Source organism: Affinundibacterium nitidum (assembly GCF_014284155.1).
GTDB lineage: Bacteria > Pseudomonadota > Gammaproteobacteria > Burkholderiales > Burkholderiaceae_D > Undibacterium > Undibacterium nitidum.
Map to the genome: position 1 here is coordinate 325,017 of NZ_JACOFZ010000001.1, position 18,836 is coordinate 343,852.

16 protein-coding genes are annotated in these 18,836 nt (G+C 46.3%); 7 read left to right on the plus strand and 9 right to left on the minus strand.

Annotated elements, in window-relative coordinates:
• Positions 1–21: 21 nt before the first annotated feature.
• Together lolD and H8K36_RS01385 are read right to left on the minus strand one after the other, a co-directional pair.
• The gene (gene lolD, locus H8K36_RS01380) at positions 22–729 is read right to left on the minus strand and encodes a lipoprotein-releasing ABC transporter ATP-binding protein LolD (RefSeq protein ID WP_186915439.1); all 708 of its coding nucleotides are present in this window, start codon (positions 727–729) and stop codon (positions 22–24) included.
• 4 nt (positions 730–733) lie between these two features.
• Positions 734–1,990: a lipoprotein-releasing ABC transporter permease subunit gene (locus H8K36_RS01385; protein ID WP_370587127.1), complete on the minus strand. Its 1,257-nt coding sequence runs from the start codon at positions 1,988–1,990 to the stop codon at positions 734–736.
• Between the two features lie 128 nt (positions 1,991–2,118).
• Here H8K36_RS01385 and H8K36_RS01390 point away from each other — a divergent pair, with 128 nt between their 5' ends.
• Both H8K36_RS01390 and recJ read left to right on the plus strand, forming a co-directional pair.
• Positions 2,119–3,165 carry a hypothetical protein gene (locus H8K36_RS01390; protein WP_186915438.1) on the plus strand — a complete coding sequence of 349 codons (1,047 nt, stop codon included), beginning with the start codon at positions 2,119–2,121 and terminating at the stop codon, positions 3,163–3,165.
• A gap of 60 nt (positions 3,166–3,225) precedes the next feature.
• Positions 3,226–4,929 (plus strand): single-stranded-DNA-specific exonuclease RecJ, encoded by a 1,704-nt coding sequence (gene recJ / locus H8K36_RS01395; RefSeq protein ID WP_186915437.1) that lies wholly within the window; start codon positions 3,226–3,228, stop codon positions 4,927–4,929.
• A 34-nt stretch (positions 4,930–4,963) separates the two neighbouring features.
• Here recJ and H8K36_RS01400 read toward each other — a convergent pair whose 3' ends face one another.
• Positions 4,964–5,458, minus strand: a complete 495-nt coding sequence (locus tag H8K36_RS01400; protein ID WP_186915436.1) for a hypothetical protein — start codon at positions 5,456–5,458, stop codon at positions 4,964–4,966.
• Between the two features lie 150 nt (positions 5,459–5,608).
• Here H8K36_RS01400 and H8K36_RS01405 point away from each other — a divergent pair, with 150 nt between their 5' ends.
• Complete coding sequence (locus H8K36_RS01405) at positions 5,609–6,262, plus strand: hypothetical protein (protein ID WP_186915435.1); 654 nt, start codon at positions 5,609–5,611, stop codon at positions 6,260–6,262.
• A gap of 132 nt (positions 6,263–6,394) precedes the next feature.
• On the opposite strand, the gene H8K36_RS01410 is transcribed toward H8K36_RS01405, so the two are convergent.
• On the minus strand, positions 6,395–7,951 hold the full coding sequence (locus H8K36_RS01410) for a S1C family serine protease (RefSeq protein WP_186915434.1): 1,557 nt from the start codon (positions 7,949–7,951) through the stop codon (positions 6,395–6,397).
• 73 nt (positions 7,952–8,024) lie between these two features.
• Complete coding sequence (locus H8K36_RS01415) at positions 8,025–8,660, minus strand: hypothetical protein (protein ID WP_186915433.1); 636 nt, start codon at positions 8,658–8,660, stop codon at positions 8,025–8,027.
• 365 nt (positions 8,661–9,025) lie between these two features.
• Here H8K36_RS01415 and H8K36_RS01420 point away from each other — a divergent pair, with 365 nt between their 5' ends.
• From H8K36_RS01420 to lysS, 4 genes are all read left to right on the plus strand, one after another.
• Entirely contained in the window at positions 9,026–11,251 is a 2,226-nt protein-coding gene (locus tag H8K36_RS01420) for a YgiQ family radical SAM protein (protein ID WP_230404327.1), read from the plus strand.
• A gap of 194 nt (positions 11,252–11,445) precedes the next feature.
• A complete protein-coding gene (locus H8K36_RS01425) occupies positions 11,446–11,736 on the plus strand; it encodes a hypothetical protein (protein WP_186915431.1) in 291 nt (96 codons plus the stop codon).
• Between the two features lie 196 nt (positions 11,737–11,932).
• A protein-coding gene (gene prfB / locus H8K36_RS01430; protein ID WP_186915430.1) for a peptide chain release factor 2 occupies positions 11,933–13,037 on the plus strand; the annotation gives its coding sequence in 2 pieces (ribosomal slippage) (positions 11,933–12,013 and positions 12,015–13,037; 1,104 coding nt in all).
• 53 nt (positions 13,038–13,090) lie between these two features.
• Positions 13,091–14,623 carry a lysine--tRNA ligase gene (gene lysS, locus H8K36_RS01435; RefSeq protein WP_186915429.1) on the plus strand — a complete coding sequence of 511 codons (1,533 nt, stop codon included), beginning with the start codon at positions 13,091–13,093 and terminating at the stop codon, positions 14,621–14,623.
• Positions 14,624–14,694: 71 nt separating this feature from the next.
• Here the strand turns inward: lysS and H8K36_RS19550 are convergent, their stop codons facing one another.
• The 4 genes from H8K36_RS19550 to H8K36_RS01455 all read right to left on the minus strand — a co-directional run bounded on the left by H8K36_RS19550 (position 14,695) and on the right by H8K36_RS01455 (position 18,748).
• Positions 14,695–16,314: a methyl-accepting chemotaxis protein gene (locus H8K36_RS19550; RefSeq protein WP_186915428.1), complete on the minus strand. Its 1,620-nt coding sequence runs from the start codon at positions 16,312–16,314 to the stop codon at positions 14,695–14,697.
• Positions 16,315–16,417: 103 nt separating this feature from the next.
• The gene (locus H8K36_RS01445) at positions 16,418–16,897 is read right to left on the minus strand and encodes a cache domain-containing protein (protein ID WP_230404264.1); all 480 of its coding nucleotides are present in this window, start codon (positions 16,895–16,897) and stop codon (positions 16,418–16,420) included.
• Positions 16,898–17,161: 264 nt separating this feature from the next.
• Positions 17,162–18,163 (minus strand): NAD(P)/FAD-dependent oxidoreductase, encoded by a 1,002-nt coding sequence (locus H8K36_RS01450; RefSeq protein WP_186915427.1) that lies wholly within the window; start codon positions 18,161–18,163, stop codon positions 17,162–17,164.
• Positions 18,164–18,295: 132 nt separating this feature from the next.
• Positions 18,296–18,748, minus strand: a complete 453-nt coding sequence (locus H8K36_RS01455) for a CBS domain-containing protein (protein ID WP_186915426.1) — start codon at positions 18,746–18,748, stop codon at positions 18,296–18,298.
• Positions 18,749–18,836: the final 88 nt, after the last annotated feature.

The window sequence follows — 18,836 nt, forward strand, 5'->3', positions numbered from 1 at the left end:
TAATCTCGCTGAACCAAACTTCTATGGCATTGCCACCAAGCCGTCATTATTTAAACGTAGGACGCGGTCGCACCGTTTCGCTAATTCGGCGTCATGGGTAACGATGACGAAAGCAGTACCCAAGGTTTTCGACAGTTCCAATGTCAATGCAAATACCTGATCGGCAATACCGCGATCGAGATTGCCCGTTGGTTCATCCGCCAAGACACAGGCTGGCTCAGTAACTAATGCGCGAGCCAATGCCACACGTTGACGTTCACCGCCAGATAGTTCTCCTGGCACATGCGTCAGCCGGTGTCCTAGTCCGACCCGATCCAAAATGACGCGTGCTTTTTCCTGCGCATCCGACCGTTTCATGCGGCGGATCAATAAGGGCATCGCGACGTTGTCCAATGCCGAAAATTCTGCGAGTAGATGATGGAACTGGTAGACAAAACCTAGAGATTGATTGCGTAAATCACCGCGAGCTGTTTCGCTAAGACTTGCAAAATCTTGACCGTTCAAAGTCACAGAACCATTCGTTGGTGTATCAAGTCCACCTAGCAGATGTAACAAAGTAGACTTACCCGACCCCGAGGCACCAACGATGGCGATCCTCTCCCCTGCCCTAATTGAAAAGTCGATATTACGAAGAACGCGAACAGCTTGTTCACCATCGCCGTAGGTTTTGGACAAGTTGCTGCACGCAAGCACTGCTTGACCAGATAAAACTTGATTTTGGGTTTGCATTTTTTTACTCATAGCGCAGAGCCTCCGCTGGTTTGACACGGGCAGCGCGCCAGCTTGGGTAAATAGTGGCGAGGAAAGCGAGCACGACCGCAATACCACCAATAGCCCAAACGTCAGGCCAGTGTAGATCTGAAGGCAAAGTGCTAATCACGTAAATTTCCTTATTCAAGAACTGTACGCCGAGAAGACGCTCAATAAAGGGAACAATCACATCAATGTTAAGTGCCACGATAACGCCTGAGATTACTCCTAAGGCAGTACCAAACAAACCAACCAGGCCACCTTGGATCATGAAAATTTTCATGATCGACAACGGCGATGCGCCCAAGGTGCGCAAGATTGCAATATCTGCTTGTTTTTCGGTGACTGTCATCACCAAGGTAGAAACCAAATTGAACGCCGCAACTGCGATAATGAGTGTCAAGATAATGAACATCATGGTCTTTTCAGTCTTCACTGCAGCAAAGTAATTACTATTTTGCTGTGACCAATCACGGGCGATCAAACTACCACCGAGAGTGTGACTAAGCTCAAACGCCACTTGAGGAGCCTGAAGCATGTCTTTAATCTTCAAACGAACACCACTCGGTGCATCTTGCCTGAAAAATTTTTGTGCGTCGTTCAAATGAATAAACGCCATGCCAGAATCAAACTCGTAATGACCCGCTTCGAATACACCAACGACGGTAAAAGCTTTTAATCGAGGGATAGTGCCAGCCGGCGTAATTTGTCCTTCAGGAGCAGCCAATGTCACCTTCTCCCCGATACCCACGTGCATTGCACGTGCCAATTCAATTCCCAAAATAATATTGAAAGCCCCTTCTTTTAAATCAGTCAACTTCCCTGCTTTCATTTTAGTGGCCACCACCGAAACCTTTGGTTCTTCCTCGGGAAGAATACCGCGCAAGATCGCTCCACGCATAACGCCATCATTGATGATCATACTTTGAGCGTCTACATAAGGGGCTGCGCCAAGAACTGAGGTGTGTTTTTCTGCTTCCTTTGCAGTTAGCTTCCAATCCGGTATCACACCACTTGCATCAAACACCTCTATATGCGGCAACACCGACAGCATGCGATCACGCACTTCTTTTTGAAAACCATTCATGACCGACAAAACGATGATCAATGCCGCCACACCCAACGCGATCCCTGCCATCGAGATTAAGGAAATGAATGAAATAAAACTGTTGCGGCTACTTCGTTTGCCTGCACGCGTGTATCGCAGACCAACCAGCCATTCGAACGAGAGATTCTTCACAGAGATATAAATCCTGGGTAAAAAAATAAGAAAGTTCAGCAAATTACTGCTTTTTGTGTTTTCCAACAGCGAGCTACAAATAACATCGGATACAGAAAACCGCGCTAGTTTGCCATACAATACGACAAATGAGCTATTTAGAAATTATCTTGCCTTTTGGCATCCCTAATCCTGCCCTTGCCAAAGAACTCTTGCGGCAGGCGCAAACACCATCATTGGCAAAACTCACCAGTTTCGGAAGGCTACGACAACATCACCAGCTCAATGAATTTGCGCGCCTATTGCCCCACGAATTTTGCCTTTATCAAGATCCGTTCTCTACCGGCAACTCAAAGAAGCAAAACATTGTCTTACTTGATAAAGAGGAGCGTTTTACGAGTCCAGAGACAACGCACCACAGCATGTCGCTCAAAGCAGCAACGCCCAAAGCTGGATTTTGGTTCACCTTAAGTCCCGTGCATATTCACATCGCACGAGATCATTTAGTAATGACTGATCCGCAGAGACTTACTATTAGCGAACATGAATCGCGAGAACTGTTTAAAATTGCTCACGAAATTTGTGTCGAATTAGGGCATGAACTTGTTTACGGCGACGCAAAGAATTGGTTCCTTCGAGCAGACGAATGGAGTGAACTCCGTACTTCCAGTTTGTCGGCTGCCGCTGGCCATAACATGGATATCTGGATTGCGGAAGGCGAAATGGCTAGACCATGGCGCAAGTTGCAAAACGAGATTCAAATGGCATGGCATATTAGTCTTGTTAATCAAGCACGCGAAGAGAATGGACAAACACCGATCAACTCGGTCTGGCTGCACAGTGGAAGTGCGCAAGTTACGCCACCGAATTTTCTCACCGGCGTCAAATCATTGCAAAGCGTTTTGCACGACTCCAATCTCAAATTATCAATGCAAAGAATCGTGATAGACGATCTCAATGAGCCCGCACTCAATAGCGATTGGGGAAGTTGGTTGGCGCAACTTAATCAGCTTGAAATGACTTGTTTTAACCCCTTGTGGTCAGCTCTTGAGAAAGGCGAAATCAAAAGCATTAATCTCGTTTTGAGCGATACTCAACAACTGGCATTGATCGAATGTCGTCCCGCGCGATTTTGGCAGATGTGGAAAAAGCCAACACTGGCTCCACTTCTAACGCTCGCCCAAGCAAACAAATAGAATCTTTTGTATTGCGTCATGCACATGCAGACTGCAATTCTAGATAAAAAGAGAAAAGTTATGACCCGTATTAGCATTCGCCCATATTCATTCCGCCAGTCCGAACTATTGAAGCAAAGTGGCATGCATCCTGTCTTAGCTCGCCTATTTTCCGCTCGCGGCATCTTAAGTGCAGAGGAACTTCTAACGGATCTTCCCGCACTATTACCGCCAGCGAGTTTAATGAATAATATTAAAGCTGCTCAGTATTTAGCGGACGCAATTGAGCAAAAGAAGAAACTGGTAATCGTGGCAGACTACGATTGTGATGGTGCTACCGCTTGCGCAGTCGGGATTAGGGGATTGCGAATGCTTGGTGCACAGGTAGACTACATCGTACCAAATCGTTTCGAATACGGCTATGGATTAACACCTGAAATTGTTGAACTAACCGCCCGAGAGAAATCTCCGGACGTAATTGTCACAGTCGATAACGGGATTGCGAGTATTGATGGGGTTGCGGCAGCTAAGGCACGTGGAATCGATGTCGTTGTAACAGATCACCATCTACCTGCCGACCAACTTCCAGAGGCTTCTGTAATCGTCAACCCTAACCAACCTTATTGTGAGTTCGCGAGTAAAAATTTGGCTGGCGTGGGTGTAATGTTTTATGTCCTGCTCGCGCTACGTGCAGAAATGCGTCAACGTGGCGCTTTTGATCAACAATCACAACCTAAACTCGATACTCTTCTCGATCTAGTCGCTCTGGGTACTGTTGCTGACGTTGTTAAGCTTGACCCAAACAACCGAATTCTCGTTGCGCAAGGTTTAAAGCGCATGCGTGCAGGCCGCATGCATGCCGGCATTGCGGCACTATTTAGAGTCGCTGGACGCGAACCACGTCAGGCAAGTCCATTCGACCTCGGCTTTGCAGTCGGACCGCGTTTGAACGCTGCAGGTCGCCTCGCTGATATGGCACTAGGAATTGAATGCTTGACGACAGATGATGAGGGCCGTGCTTGGCAAATTGCGCAAGAGCTCAATAGCATTAATGCCGACCGCAAAGATATTGAACGAGAGATGCAAGACGTGGCTTTACTTCACCTTGATGCTTTTCAAGCTAAAGACACACATACGATTGCAGTGTTTGATGAGTCTTGGCATCAAGGCGTTATCGGAATTGTCGCCTCACGCTTAAAGGATAAGTTCTATCGACCAACAATCACATTCGCACCAGGCGACGAAGGACTAATGAAAGGTTCTGGGCGCTCAATTCCAGGCTTTCATCTTCGTGATGCTTTAGATTTGGTCTCCAAGCACGCCCCCAAGCTAATACAAAAGTTTGGCGGACATGCGATGGCGGCAGGTCTAACGATCCGCACCGAAGATTTCCCTGCTTTTCAAGCAGCTTTTGAGACAGTCGGCAAGTCTTGGTTGCGACAAGATCAACTTGAACGCGTCATCGAAACGGATGGCATCCTTGAAGAAGCCTATTACACGACGGATTTTATCGATTTACTTGATAGTCAAGTGTGGGGCCAAGGCTTTCCACCGCCGATCTTTTGCGATGAGTTCAAACTCATTTCTCAGCGTATTTTAAAGGAACGGCACCTAAAAATGGTCTTGGAGAAAAATGGCTTACGCTATGATGCGATTTGGTTTGGTCATACAGATAGTTTTGGGGAACGTGTACGAGTGGCATTTCGACTCGACGCCAACGAATACAACGGTGTAACTAAGGTACAACTTCTCGTCGAGCATGTTGAGGCAGCGCTAGCGACGTAAAGTACTCGATGCTTCGCCGCCCATTTCAGACCACTTATTGCGTTTGTTCCGAGGTTTCCGCAGAACGACGCCCAATCAATTTCAGAATTACACCGATCATCCCTATCGCAACAGGATTAATATCGAAGTTGACGCTGAAACTACGACCACCGAGGTTAATCCACGACTCCAAAGTCGGCACAAGGAACAACGCAGCAATCCCCGCATACATCAAATTTGCACCGACCGTTTTCATCTCTTGAAAAACAGCCAGATCAAACCCTCGTGCGCGCTCATAGGCACGAAGTAAATTTGAGGCTGACCATAATGCGACAAGATAACTGACTGGAACCAAAATACCTGTCCAGAAATGCGGAAGTCTAAAACTTAACATCAGCATCGCTCGCGCATCAGTTGTTCCAGCCAAACCAATTGCTTGTGACAACTGCGCAATCTTTTCGACGATTAAGTTCAACGTGAATACGATAACCAAAATTTTTGTCATCGCTGACATACTTAACGCGGGTGCCGCATTGTTTTTCGTGCTCATAAAATATCCTTCAATGCTAGACCCTTATCATAATCGATTTACAATACCCTTGGAAATAGATTGAGGAGTTGTCATTTACACTGAAGTGCAATTGCTTTGCGTGCATTTCGAAAACGGTTAAGTTAAGCTCGAATAAATATAAAAGTTTCGATGAAAGGACGTACTAAGATGACGCGTTTATTTAAAACCTTGATTTTATTGGGCACCCTTTGTTTAAGCAACGCTTCTCTTTCCGCAACACAAGAGGACGACAACTATCGGATTCTATTTAGTTCGAGCAATCGACTTGAAAATGAAGATCTGATGAATTTATATCGATTTCAAAACATACAGATTGCGAAGGTCAAATTCATAGGTAGAGGCTTGTGGGGGAAAAATTTTAAACTCTACGTTCAAGAAGTGGTCGATGGAAAACCTCAAAAGAAACAACAAATTTTTGATTCAAAGGAAGATGAATTTTTTAAAATCAAGGAACAAGAATTTGCTTTTGATGTATTGGCTCAACGTACGATGCAAAACAAAGTGCGCTTCGATTTCCGTTTCCTTGGTTATGGTTTCACCAAAGAATTTTCTGTTAAAGCCGAACAACAAGATTTTGTATTGAAGAGTGCCCAAGATGGCGAGGAGGATTTAGAAGTCAAGGTCGATAGAGAGTTCAATTTTCTCAGCTTCACTATGCCTTACAAATCCAATCACGGTTCTTTGCGCTACAGTGACTTTGACCCACTCAGTGTGCGTCCTGATTCCATGGGGAAGAAGTTTGGCATTCCTCGTTACTTCTTGATACAGATTGAGTTTAACTAGCTAAATTTTCAAACTGACTAACCAACAAATTCGGCTCAGTCGACACCAAAAAAAACGCCGCAACCAAAGCTAAGCTTTCGATGCGGCGTTTTTTAAATCTACTCCGACTACAATATTTGACCTATAAAAATCCTATTTCTTTTCCCAGATAGCCATCATGTCAGGCGAGCCTTGTGAACGTATGCCGTTATCGGAAAGAACACCTTCTGTCTCGAGAATCATTGATTTACGCGGCAACACCATGGTTTCACCCCAGCGCTGATCATAATGAATCACAATCAAATCATCTTTCAGATCACGCAAGACCTCGACTAAGTGTTTCAAACTGCGAATTTGTATGCCGTTAATCGAATAAATGACAGCACCAAAACGATTGCTGTAACCGGTGACAAGCTTATGCGGAAAAAACGGTGACGCCACAACAACCAGCTCTTCACGCTCTTTGCTAGGCATCTCACCACGCATGGTTACCAACGGGCTGGCGTTGTATGCATATCCGTTGAGTGCTGGAGCATTATTGGCAATGAAGCTCAGATATTCGATCGTCGCGCGCGAGAATACGATTGGTCCAAGAATGAAATACGAAGGATATCCGCCCTGTAAATCTGAAATCAAATGAGGCCGACCAGAGTATGCGGGTACTTGAACCTTTATAGATTTCCCTGCTCGCACTATTGTCAGTGGCACCATGCCTTTCGTCGCGACCTGTTGGACTTTATACTTAAACATGACGCGAACATTGGGCTTCAATTTCACCATGCATTGATTATCAATTGCAGTTTCACCGATATGTGTGACGACGTCCCACTCTTTCAACACCGGTTCCACCCCGTTGGAATAGGGACGATGAATGATGCAACCTTCGATGCTCTTATCAAGCTTTAGATATTCGCGGACAACCGGATTTTCAAAAGTTTGCGTCACATCTAAGAGGATCGGCTTGCCGCTATACTTGCCATCAGCAACGTCGGCAAGGAACAGCTCAATCTCCTCGTTAGGAATAATGTAGCCGATGTTCTGCGCGTGCATTAAACCCGAAAATGCAAGGCCTATCATTTTTTCACCTGCAATCACTGGCCCACCACTATTGCCAGGGTTGATCGCAGCATCGACCTGAATACGCAATCCACTCACCGCTCCGTCGTAATCCACAAATTCGATACGAGAGACAATCCCTTTTGTAATCGATAGCGAGTTGCCGCCGGTCGGATAACCATACGCAAACACAGCGTCCGTAATTTCGGGCAACTTATTGCTACGAGCCACTGACAAGTGCGTATCAAAGAAACTTGTGTCATCCAGTTCCAAGAGGGCCAAATCCATGCCACGCGCAATGGCAATCACTTTGGCACTAACTTTGTTCCCATCTTGACCGTTCTGCACTTGCACCTGACTGGCATATTCAACTACATGCGCATTTGTCAAAATGCGCTTCCCTTCAATTACTACCCCAGAGCCAGTAACTTCTTGCGGCGCAGCTTTTGACCATGGCTTAAATGGATCAGGACCACGTAGGGTCGAGAACACTTTTACTACCGATTTTTCAAGATTAACTGTGGAATCTGCATTCTTTTTTGCGCTGCCTTGCGCCAACGCCGAAGGACTTAAGATGGTACATGTCGCCACCAGCGTGGTGAATAACATCAATAGCCAAGTTGTTGATATTTGTTGTGCTTGCAATCGTTTCATCGGTTCAAAATCTTTTTAGATATATGTAAACGGTTAGTGCTGGATTGTCGTGTTAACAATTTCACTAGATGGTTCAGTGTTTCGCAGCATCTTTGTTTGCTTCATTCAGAGGTTCTGCTTGCAATTTCATTGGTTCGATCTTGCAATTTGACGCCTGCGCGATTCCTTTTAGGTAAGCACGACGTACAATACCAGCCACACCGGCTGCGCCAACCTCACGCTCATGTCGATCAGCACCTGAGAGTTTACGTATCCATGAGCGAAAGGGAATAATGCCAGACGTGAAGCTTTTCAAGGCACCCACAGTCGCGTTACCCAACTCTTCAGCTCCTTTGTTTATCACGTTTCCAGTGGCATCAACTCGCACTGTATCGAGGTCAGCACCGAGAACTTGATCTAAATCGTGAATCTCCTTTGCGAGACTCTCGCAAGTTGCATTTTCTGGTCTTGCATAAGCAGTTTTCCTAGCTTGTTGCAAAATTGGTGGCACATCTGTACGAACCAAATTCAAATCACTAAATGGGGTTGCTATTGCATCTCCAACACGGCTATCCATACTAGCTTCATTACCAGCAATAGGACTCGGGACCTTTGATGTGTTCTCTGACTTATGCCCACCATTGCTTGCACATGCAGAAAGAGAAAGTGCGGCAACTGTCGCGCCGAAAAACGCCAAAGTTCGACTCGAAGAAAATTGATTCAGATGCATGGAATCCTCATTAATATTTTAATCACGGTAGTTTGATACGGCTTTCAACAGTCTGCGCTGAGCCAAAACACAGCGCTTTGCCTACACCCAAAGTGTCGCCAGAATATGATTTTATTGCAAGGTATTTTTCGAACGTCTTAGCTTTGTGCGCATCGATTACCTACTGCAAATAGAGCCATTCAAGCAAGACACGCATCAAGAGTAGCGATAACCACCAGAAAGACCCTACAAAAAAACGTGCAAAATCACGTACTTGCGCGCTTTCCGGTACAATCGTGGCTATGAATCCAGCTCCGAAAAATCTCTTCGCTTTCCCGCGCTACCGTCCAGATGTTGGCGGTGAACATGCTGCGCCCTTCCTTCCTATGTCTCGCGCCGAAATGGACGCCTTGGGTTGGGATAGTTGTGACGTCATTCTTGTAACGGGTGATGCTTACATCGACCACCCAAGTTTTGGGATGGCCTTAATCGGTCGTCTTCTAGAACAGCAAGGCTTTCGGGTTGGAATTATTAGTCAACCAGACTGGCAATCTGCCGATGATTTTCGAGCTCTTGGTCGTCCAAATTTGTACTTCGGCATTACCGCAGGAAATATGGATTCAATGGTCAATCGCTATACGGCAGACCGCAAGATTCGCTCGGAGGATGCTTACACGCCCGACGGTGATCCGAATAAACGACCTGATCGTGCAGTAGTGGTTTATGCACAAAGAGCACGTGAAGCGTTCCCAGAAGTAAATGTCGTCATTGGCAGTATCGAGGCTAGCCTACGTCGTATTGCACATTATGATTATTGGTCCGACAAAGTCAAACGTTCAGTTTTACCTGATTCAAAAGCGGATCTTCTCTTGTTTGGCAATGCTGAACGTGCGATCGTCGATTTAACACATCGACTTGCTGCAGGCGAATCTATCAAGGCAATCCGTGACCTGCGCGGGACGGCATTTATGACCCCTTCGCATTGGTTACCTGATGAAGATTGGAGTGAAATTCAGTCGATCAAAATCGATACTCCAGGCAAGATCGAACCACATACAAATCCATATGAGATGGTGCCTGAAGCGAGTGCCACTGGCGGTGCAAAATGTAGCACCGGCGGCGAAACAAAAACCGAAGCAAGCGCAGATGATGTTGTTAAGGCACAAGCCATTCGCATCATGAGTCGTGAGGAGCGACAAGCGATGTTGCGCAGCAAACACAACAAAACTGTTATTCGTTTGCCGTCTTTTGATGCCGTCAAAGACGATCCGGTGATGTATGCCCATGCTTCACGTGTTTTTCATCTCGAAGCAAATCCTGGCAATGCGAAAGCGCTATCGCAGGCACATGGTGATCGTGATGTATGGATTAACCCACCACCGTTGCCACTCGCTATGGACGAAATGGATGGGGTATACGACAGATCCTATGCACGTGCGCCACACCCTAGCTACGGCAAGGCCCGCATCCCAGCTTGGGAAATGATCCGATTCTCAGTCAATATCATGCGCGGATGTTTCGGCGGATGTACGTTTTGTTCAATCACCGAGCACGAAGGCCGCATCATTCAAAGTCGCTCAGAACCCTCCATCCTACGTGAAATTGAAGAAATTCGAGACAAAACTAAAGGTTTTACAGGGACGATCTCTGATCTTGGTGGCCCGACTGCCAATATGTATCGTCTTGCCTGCAAGGACAAAAAGATCGAAGAATCATGCCGTCGTTTGTCCTGTGTATATCCAAGTATTTGCAGCAACCTTAATACCGATCACTCCAAATTGATTTCACTGTATCGCAAAGCACGTGCAATTCCTGGGGTTAAGAAAATCTTGATTAGTTCTGGCTTGAGATATGACCTCGCTGTGCGTTCGCCGGAATACGTCAAAGAGTTGGTGACCCATCACGTTGGAGGCCTACTCAAGATCGCACCTGAACATACTGAAACCAATACATTATCAAAGATGATGAAACCTGGCATCGGTACTTACGATGCATTCAAGGCCATGTTTGAGAAGTATTCGAAGGAAGCGGGCAAAGAACAATATCTCATTCCTTACTTTATCGCAGCACACCCGGGGACAACCGATGAAGACATGGTGAATCTGGCGCTGTGGCTCAAGAAGAACAATTTCAAACTAGACCAAGTACAAACTTTTATGCCGACACCGATGGCATTGGCGACGACGATGTACCACACGCGTAAGAATCCTTTGAAGAAGATCAGCGCTGATTCAGAGGTCGTCGAAACAGCCCGCTCAGGAAAAATCCGAAAGTTCCATAAGGCACTTCTACGCTATCACGCCCCAGAGAACTACGACGTAGTCAAAGAAGGCTTATTGCGTATGGGACGTGGGGATCTGATCGGCAGCAGTGAACGTCACTTGATACCCTCAAGGGCTCCCTTGGTCGCCAATCTGGTAAACGCAGGCGTTGTTCCCGTCAAACGTGGTGCGGCTCCAAAGCTCAATACCTTCGGAAAACATTCGGCAAATCGAATTGCAGCTAAATCACCAGCTGCGACAAAACCAAGTGGCTCGACACTTTCCTATAATTCAGCAAAGTCCAAGAAAGTCCCCGCAAAGCCGAATGTCGGGCGTAGCGGTCGAAAATAGTGGCTACCAAATTAAAGCTCAGTTTTATTAGAAAGATATCTTTTTTCCAGCTTGATTTCGACGCAACATGGCCTCAAAAAATCCATTGTTTTTAGTGTCTTTTCTAGGATAGCGCTGTACAATTTCCTCAAGGCAAAATTTCAGCATATTTTTTGCCAAGGTTCCCATGTTTGAACTCACTGACGGAGAGCGCAATGAAACACATGAAGACGGTGTTAATCTTGGAACACACGGAAGAAGTTTTTGACAAACTGACTTGCGACGTCTGCGGCGCTGAGTCAAAGTGGGACCAAAACTGGTCTACCGCTGAACATGAGAAAATCAATACCACGATACAGCTAGATGAAGAAGAGTCTTTCGCACACGGCGGCTCCTCTGCGCAAACTCAATACCACATTTGTCCACATTGCTTTAAGACAGAGCTAGCAAAGTGGTTCGAAAGCCATCGGCAGGCAAAACCAACAATTACGAAGTCCGTCTGGTAGATTGCGTTTGTTTTATGCATTGCTGGGACCGCCGAATGCGGTCCCTTTTCATTTTGACACTGCATCTGTACAAAGCAGTGCGCGCCCCATTTTTTTTACTTTTATCAACACGCTAGACATCTGATGTGCGCTCTATCGCACTATAGCTAAGGTATAATCGAAGGTTTTATTACATTTACCATCGCAAAGAGTCCACATGGAAGCAGAACGCCTCAATAGTATTTCCAACTTGCTCGCCGACTTAACAAGTCGCGAAGCCGAACTTCGGAGGTATCTTTGACTTCGACGTCAAGTCAGAGAAACTCGAACAAGTTAACGGAGAGCTCGAAGATCCAAAAGTTTGGGAGGATCCTAAACGCGCTCAAGAGTTAGGGAAAGAAAAGAAATCGCTCGAAAACATCGTTCATACTTTGATTAAGATCGACACCGACCTCAAAGACACAAATGAGATTTTTGCAATGGCGCGTGAAGAGGATGATGAAGACACTCTTATCGCAGTTGAGGCTGATGTAGAACATCTCAAAGAACTCGTAGAAGGCATGGAATTTCGCCGGATGTTCAATAATCCGATGGATCCGAATAACTGCTTTATTGATATTCAAGCTGGTGCTGGTGGTACTGAAGCGCAAGATTGGGCGTCGATGCTCTTGCGTCAGTATCTGCGCTATTGCGAGCGGAAAGGTTTCAAAGTTGAAATTCTTGAACAGTCCGATGGTGAGGTTGCAGGGATCAAAACAGCTACATTAAAGGTCGAAGGTGAATATGCCTATGGTTTCCTGCGTACAGAAACCGGCGTGCACCGTTTGGTTCGTAAGTCACCTTTTGACTCTGCGAATGGTCGCCACACTTCGTTCTCCAGCTTGTTTGTTTACCCAGAAGTCGACGAATCTTTTGAAATTGACATCAATCCTGCTGACGTCCGTGTCGACACCTATCGTGCGTCTGGCGCAGGTGGTCAGCACATTAACAAAACCGACTCCGCGGTACGTTTAACACACGGCCCATCTGGTATCGTAGTCCAATGCCAAAATGACCGAAGTCAACACCGCAACCGTGCAGAAGCCTGGGAAATGTTGAAAGCGAAGTTATTCGAATTGGAATTGCGCAAGCGCATGAGCGAAAAGCAAAACCTTGAAGATACCAAAACCGACGTCGGTTGGGGGCACCAAATTCGCTCCTATGTCTTGGACCAATCTCGCATCAAAGATCTACGCACCAACTACGAAATGGGCAACACCAAAGCAGTGCTTGATGGCGATCTCGATGGCTTTATTGCTGCATCGTTGAAGCAAGGCGTTTGAGCATACAGCGCAATTTCACGACACAATTTACATTTACACTTTAGAGAAGAATCATGTCCGACCAACAAAATCCTGCAGCAGAATTGCCTCAAGACGAAAATTCGATTATCGCTGAGCGTCGTGCCAAGCTTGATGCCATTCGCGCTCAAGGTGTGGCCTTCCCTAACGATTTCCGTCCTGCACATAAAGCTGCTGACCTTCAAGCCCAATACGGCCAAAGTACGCGTGAAGATTTAGAGGCACAAAACGTACAAGTATCGGTTGCTGGTCGCATGATGTTAAAACGTGAAGCTGGTAAAAAAGCTGCGTTCGCGACCTTGCAAGATGCTTCCGGTCTGAAAGCAGACGGTCGTATTCAGCTATACGTCACTAGCGACAAAACGGGTGAGGCAGAGATGGAAGCGTTCCGTCATTATGACCTAGGTGACATCCTCGGCATTGAAGGCGTATTGTTCAAAACTAAGACAGATGAATTGACGATCAAAGTAACCAAGTTGCGCTTGTTGACAAAGTCTTTGCGTCCGTTGCCTGACAAGTTCCATGGTTTATCCAACCAAGAAACCAAATATCGTCAACGCTATGTTGATTTGATCATGAGTGAAGAAACACGTCGCACGTTCAAAGCTCGTACAGCAGCGATGAGTTCAATCCGAAATTTCATGAACAATCATGGCTTCATGGAAGTCGAAACGCCAATGCTGCATGTCATTCCGGGCGGCGCAGCAGCTAAACCGTTTATCACGCATCACAATGCGCTCGATATGGAAATGTATCTGCGTATCGCTCCCGAACTCTATTTGAAGCGCTTAGTAGTCGGCGGTTTTGAACGCGTGTTTGAGGTCAACCGCAACTTCCGTAACGAAGGTGTGTCACCGCGCCATAATCCGGAATTCACGATGATGGAATTCTATGCGGCCTACGTTGACTACAAATGGCTAATGGATTTCACTGAAGAAGTAATTCGCAAAGCAGCAATTGATGCTCATGGCACTGCTGTATTGACATACCAAGGCAAAGAGCTGGATCTATCCAAACCATTCCAACGCTTAACCATTGTCGGTGCAATTAATAAATACGCCCCACATTACACAGCTGAACAATTGAATGATGCCGAGTTCTTGAAAACTGAACTGAAAAAATTCGGTGTCAAACCATTCGCCACTTCGGGCTTAGGTGCATTGCAATTAGCGCTATTCGAAGAAACGGCTGAAGCACAATTATGGGAGCCGACTTACATCATCGATTACCCAGCTGAAGTTTCGCCTTTAGCACGTGCTTCCGATACCGTTCCAGGCATTACCGAACGCTTCGAGTTATTCATGACTGGTCGTGAAATTGCAAACGGCTTCTCCGAATTAAACGACGCAGAGGACCAAGCGGCGCGATTCATGGCGCAAGTTGCTGCCAAAGATGCGGGCGATGAAGAGGCAATGTATTTCGATGCAGATTATATCCGCGCTTTGGAATATGGCTTGCCACCAACCGGTGGCTGCGGTATCGGCATCGATCGTTTGATGATGTTGATTACAGACTCACCAAATATTCGTGACGTGATTCTTTTCCCACACTTACGTCGTGAAGAGTGAGAATTACGAACTTGGAATTGAACTGAAACAGAAAGGGAGCGCTTCGGTGCTCCCTTTTTTATGTAGGTAGCTTAGTTCCGGCCGAGTCGCAGTTGGCTAGTTTTTGAAGCACGCCGCGTGTTCGTTGCAGACTTCACACCGGTGTCATTTGCTAACTTAAAGACACTAACGACATCTACCATGCGAGCAGCCTGATGATTTAAACTCTCGGCGGCTGCGGCAGCCTCTTCAACTAAAGCGGCATTCTGCTGTGTAACATCATCGAGCTGCGTGATGGCTTGATTGATCTGTTCGATTCCAACTGTCTGCTCATGCGCGGTGGCGCTAATTTCTCCGATCAAACCAGCAACCTGCTTCACGCGTTGCACGATGTCATCCATTGAGGTACCCGCTTGGCCAACCAAGCGGCTGCCCGCCTCGATTTTTTCAACACTAGCGCCAATCAGATTCTTGATCTCCTTCGCAGCCTCAGCAGAACGCCCAGCAAGGCTACGCACCTCACTCGCAACTACCGCAAATCCACGCCCCTGCTCACCGGCCCGCGCAGCCTCGACCGCAGCGTTCAGAGCCAAAATATTGGTCTGGAACGCGATACCATCGATTACACCAATAATGTCTGCGATCTTTTTCGATGCAGAAGTGATTTCTTCCATAGTCGCAACCACCTGACCCACGACTTCACCACCGTTAGATGCGGCAACACTAGCAGCTGAAGCTAAGCGATTTGCCTCGCCGGCGGTTTGAGCATTGGATTTCACAGTTGAACTTAGCTCCTCCATAGATGCGGCGGTCTCCTGCAAATTACTCGCCTGCGACTCTGTTCGCTGCGACAAATTTGCATTTCCTGAAGCAATTTCGCTTGAGCCATTCGAAATACTTTCGGCGCACTCACGTACCTCTCCAACCATGCTTGAAAGGCCATCCCGCATTTTCAACATACCGGCAAGCAGTTGCGCTGACTCATCACTCCCATCAACATCAATGCTAGAAACCAAGTCGCCACTAGCAACCCTTTCGGTCGCTTCGAGGGCTTCGCTCAAAGGCTGAGTAATGCTTTTAGTTGTTCGCATCGCCAACAATGACGCAATAATTAAGACAAACAATCCAACACCGCTGATGACAACAACGGTCGAACGATTGCTAGCATTCGTCGCATCGACGACTGCCAATCTTTGTTGTTTCTGCATATTTATAAAACTAAGCAATTCAGCCGATGCTTTTACTGAAAGTGGATCTATTTTTTTGGTAATCACCGCGGCAGATTGTTCGGTGTTAAATTGTGCAGCCAAATCTACCGCATCTTTGAAGAAGGCATCCATCTGCTTATCAATTTCAGCCAAACGCGAGAATAATTCTTTTTCTTGCCCGGTAAGACCAATAGATTCAAGTTTCGACTTTGCACTCAAATACTGGCTACGATAACGTTTTGCTTCCGCCTCATCTCTTTGCAGTGCGACAGTATCGGTCTGTAGTCCCATGTTTCGCACAGAAATAGCACTACTCAACAAATTGTCGCGCATCTCCACCGCAAGGTCTTGTTGTATATTGGCTCGCTGAAGCGCGTCTATCAAATTAGTGCGACTGACACCCAAACTATAAATCGCACCTATCAACATTAAGGCGGACGCAAGCAAGGTGATACCAAAGCCAAAACCCAGTCGAAGACCGATACTAAAATTTCGCAAATTCATGTTGAACTCCAGAGGGGAGTAAAGAAAATTACAATTCGTGGCGCATAGTTTAAATACACATCACGAATTGAATTAGAGACGATACTGACTTTAACTTGAAAGATTAGTCTTTATAAATTCCACACCCAACCAAAGTGTCACCATTACGTTCGAGGTACATCGCTTTACCTTCAATTTTTTGAGTGACAGGGTTCAGAAATTTATAACCTTCTACCCACCCCTTACCTTTAGATTTCGCCAAATCAACAAACATTTGAATCAATGGTTTGCCGTCAGGATCCTTCAGACCGATCAAGTCTTTCCCAACGAGCTTGGGATTTGCACCCTGCGCTAAATTCTTCCCATTCAGATCATAGACGATGATGTACAAGTCCCGATCTTTGAAGGATTTTCCATTCGTGAATTCGTCGTAGGCTTTTTCTGCACCGTGGGTCTTAATATATGCTACAGCCTTTTTAACCATCGCTTCAGCTTCTGGAGCTGTGCCCTTTTCGCCTGCGAAGGCCAATCCAGTAGAAACGACAAGCATGGTCAAAAAACTCAACATCATTTTCATTAAATTTCCGAGGCGATTTATCTTCATTTTAGGTCTCCAAGTATAGTTACGCGTGGCAGCGAAGCATAAATGTCTAAAGAAGTCTCACACACTATTTAGCACCGAATTCTCTAGCCTTATATAGGTTCGAGTTTGCATCGCGACGATTTCAGTATAGGTTATTGCTCAAAAGAAAGCTAATGACATAGGTCAACTTCTGAACAGATTTAAGCATTTTCAACATTGATCGCTTCTTTTGTTACTTTTATGTTGAATCGACGAGATTGTTCTCTTTTGAGCCACCATCACTACTCAACGAAGCTCTTTTGATACCTCAAGGGCACTTAAGAAAGCATTTTCGACTCTACCGCCACCGTCAAGTTCGCCAGCAAACCAATCACCACATACGCCTATCCGTGTTTGTGCATCCCATAGATGTGTCTGTGCTAACGGCTGATCCGCAAGTGAGAATCGCCAACGGTGAGCAACGGCATGTATCGCTTGCACTGGTGAGCCTGTTGCCTCATGAAATGCCTTCGATAGTTTCTCTTTGACCCGCTCATGATCATCTTCTAGATGTTCGACACTCCAAGCCGCACTCGCATGACAAACCCAACGCTCGCCAGCGCGATGCTCAGGCTTTGACGTGTCACGCGCAATCCAGGCTAATCGGGAGTTATTTACCCAAGCTCCGTCGTAAGCCAGGTTCAAGGGATTTTGGAACGCTAGCATCAATGCCCAACAAGGTTGCATATGTACACCTGCTACTGTTTTCGCCAAACGCGGGTGATCTTTGAGAAGAACAGCGGCTTGTTCTGCTGGTATTGCCACAATAACGGCATCAAATGGACCAGCAGATGCAAGTACCGCAACTTCATCAGATTTCACCGACAAAAGCCATTGTTCGCCATGCGGCACAATCGCTTGGACTTGTTGCTCTAATCGAACATCGACACCGTGAGCCAATTGCTGTCCTAATGCACTCATTCCTGGAATAGGAACGAAACGTTGTTGACTTTTTTTCGTGCCAGCCTGCGAAACCACATTGCCATGATCTAAGGCCACGAGCTTACTATCCCAAGCGGCAATCCATCCTAGCTTACGCCAATCGTTGACCTCTTTCTTGAAACGCTCAGAAGCAGCTGTGAAGTACTGCGCACCAAAATCGAAACCACCAAATTCTGTTTGTCGTGTACACATACGTCCACTGACACCCCTGCTCTTTTCATACACCGTCACTTGATGCCCTTGCGCTTGACACTGTCTAGCTGCAGTTAAACCTGCTAATCCCGCACCGATGATGGCGACATGCATATCTATCTCCTTGTTTTTTTGAGTAAGAAACTAAAAGTGACTACAGACCACATTGACTACTACATTACGTGCAACGACAACCCCAAATTTTGGGACAAAAAAAAGCCCACGGTTTAGCGTGGGCTCATTTCATTATTCTGCCTTTTCGTCTTCGACAGGCCAATCGCGGATGTATGCCTTTAACATCTTATTTTCAAAGCTCTGCGCTTCTAACACTGCGCGGGCAACATCGTAGAAAGAAATTACACCCATCAAGGTCTTTGCATCCATTACCGGCAAATATCGAGAATGCTTCTCTAACATCATCCGACGCACCTCGTTCACTTCTGTTTCAGGGGTAACTGTCATTGGATGATCGTCCATATACTTACGAACAGTACCATCGCCAACTGAACCGCCATTTTTGTGAACCGCACGAATCACTTCACGGAAAGTCAGCATGCCAACCAGATCACCAAATTCCATCACAATCAAAGAACCGATATCTTTTTCTTCCATGAAGCTGACAGCTTCCTTCATTGGCGTATCTGGGGTGATGGTGAAAAGGATATTTCCCTTCACCTGCAGAATTTCTGAAACTTTCATGTCGTCCTCCGTTAATTCTTATGAGCACTGTAGGTTTAGGAAAACCTCTTCCTATAGAGCGCATGGGCTTACACTCAATGTATCGCAT

Coding starts and splice junctions, on each gene's coding strand:
- lolD (WP_186915439.1), bottom strand. CDS start 729: ATGCAAACCCAAAATCAAGTTTTATCTGGTCAAGCAGTGCTTGCGTGC.
- H8K36_RS01390 (WP_186915438.1), top strand. CDS start 2,119: ATGAGCTATTTAGAAATTATCTTGCCTTTTGGCATCCCTAATCCTGCC.
- recJ (WP_186915437.1), top strand. CDS start 3,226: ATGACCCGTATTAGCATTCGCCCATATTCATTCCGCCAGTCCGAACTA.
- H8K36_RS01400 (WP_186915436.1), bottom strand. CDS start 5,458: ATGAGCACGAAAAACAATGCGGCACCCGCGTTAAGTATGTCAGCGATG.
- H8K36_RS01405 (WP_186915435.1), top strand. CDS start 5,609: ATGAAAGGACGTACTAAGATGACGCGTTTATTTAAAACCTTGATTTTA.
- H8K36_RS01410 (WP_186915434.1), bottom strand. CDS start 7,951: ATGAAACGATTGCAAGCACAACAAATATCAACAACTTGGCTATTGATG.
- H8K36_RS01415 (WP_186915433.1), bottom strand. CDS start 8,660: ATGCATCTGAATCAATTTTCTTCGAGTCGAACTTTGGCGTTTTTCGGC.
- H8K36_RS01420 (WP_230404327.1), top strand. CDS start 9,026: ATGTCTCGCGCCGAAATGGACGCCTTGGGTTGGGATAGTTGTGACGTC.
- H8K36_RS01425 (WP_186915431.1), top strand. CDS start 11,446: ATGAAACACATGAAGACGGTGTTAATCTTGGAACACACGGAAGAAGTT.
- lysS (WP_186915429.1), top strand. CDS start 13,091: ATGTCCGACCAACAAAATCCTGCAGCAGAATTGCCTCAAGACGAAAAT.
- H8K36_RS19550 (WP_186915428.1), bottom strand. CDS start 16,314: ATGAATTTGCGAAATTTTAGTATCGGTCTTCGACTGGGTTTTGGCTTT.
- H8K36_RS01445 (WP_230404264.1), bottom strand. CDS start 16,897: ATGAAGATAAATCGCCTCGGAAATTTAATGAAAATGATGTTGAGTTTT.
- H8K36_RS01450 (WP_186915427.1), bottom strand. CDS start 18,163: ATGCATGTCGCCATCATCGGTGCGGGATTAGCAGGTTTAACTGCAGCT.
- H8K36_RS01455 (WP_186915426.1), bottom strand. CDS start 18,748: ATGAAAGTTTCAGAAATTCTGCAGGTGAAGGGAAATATCCTTTTCACC.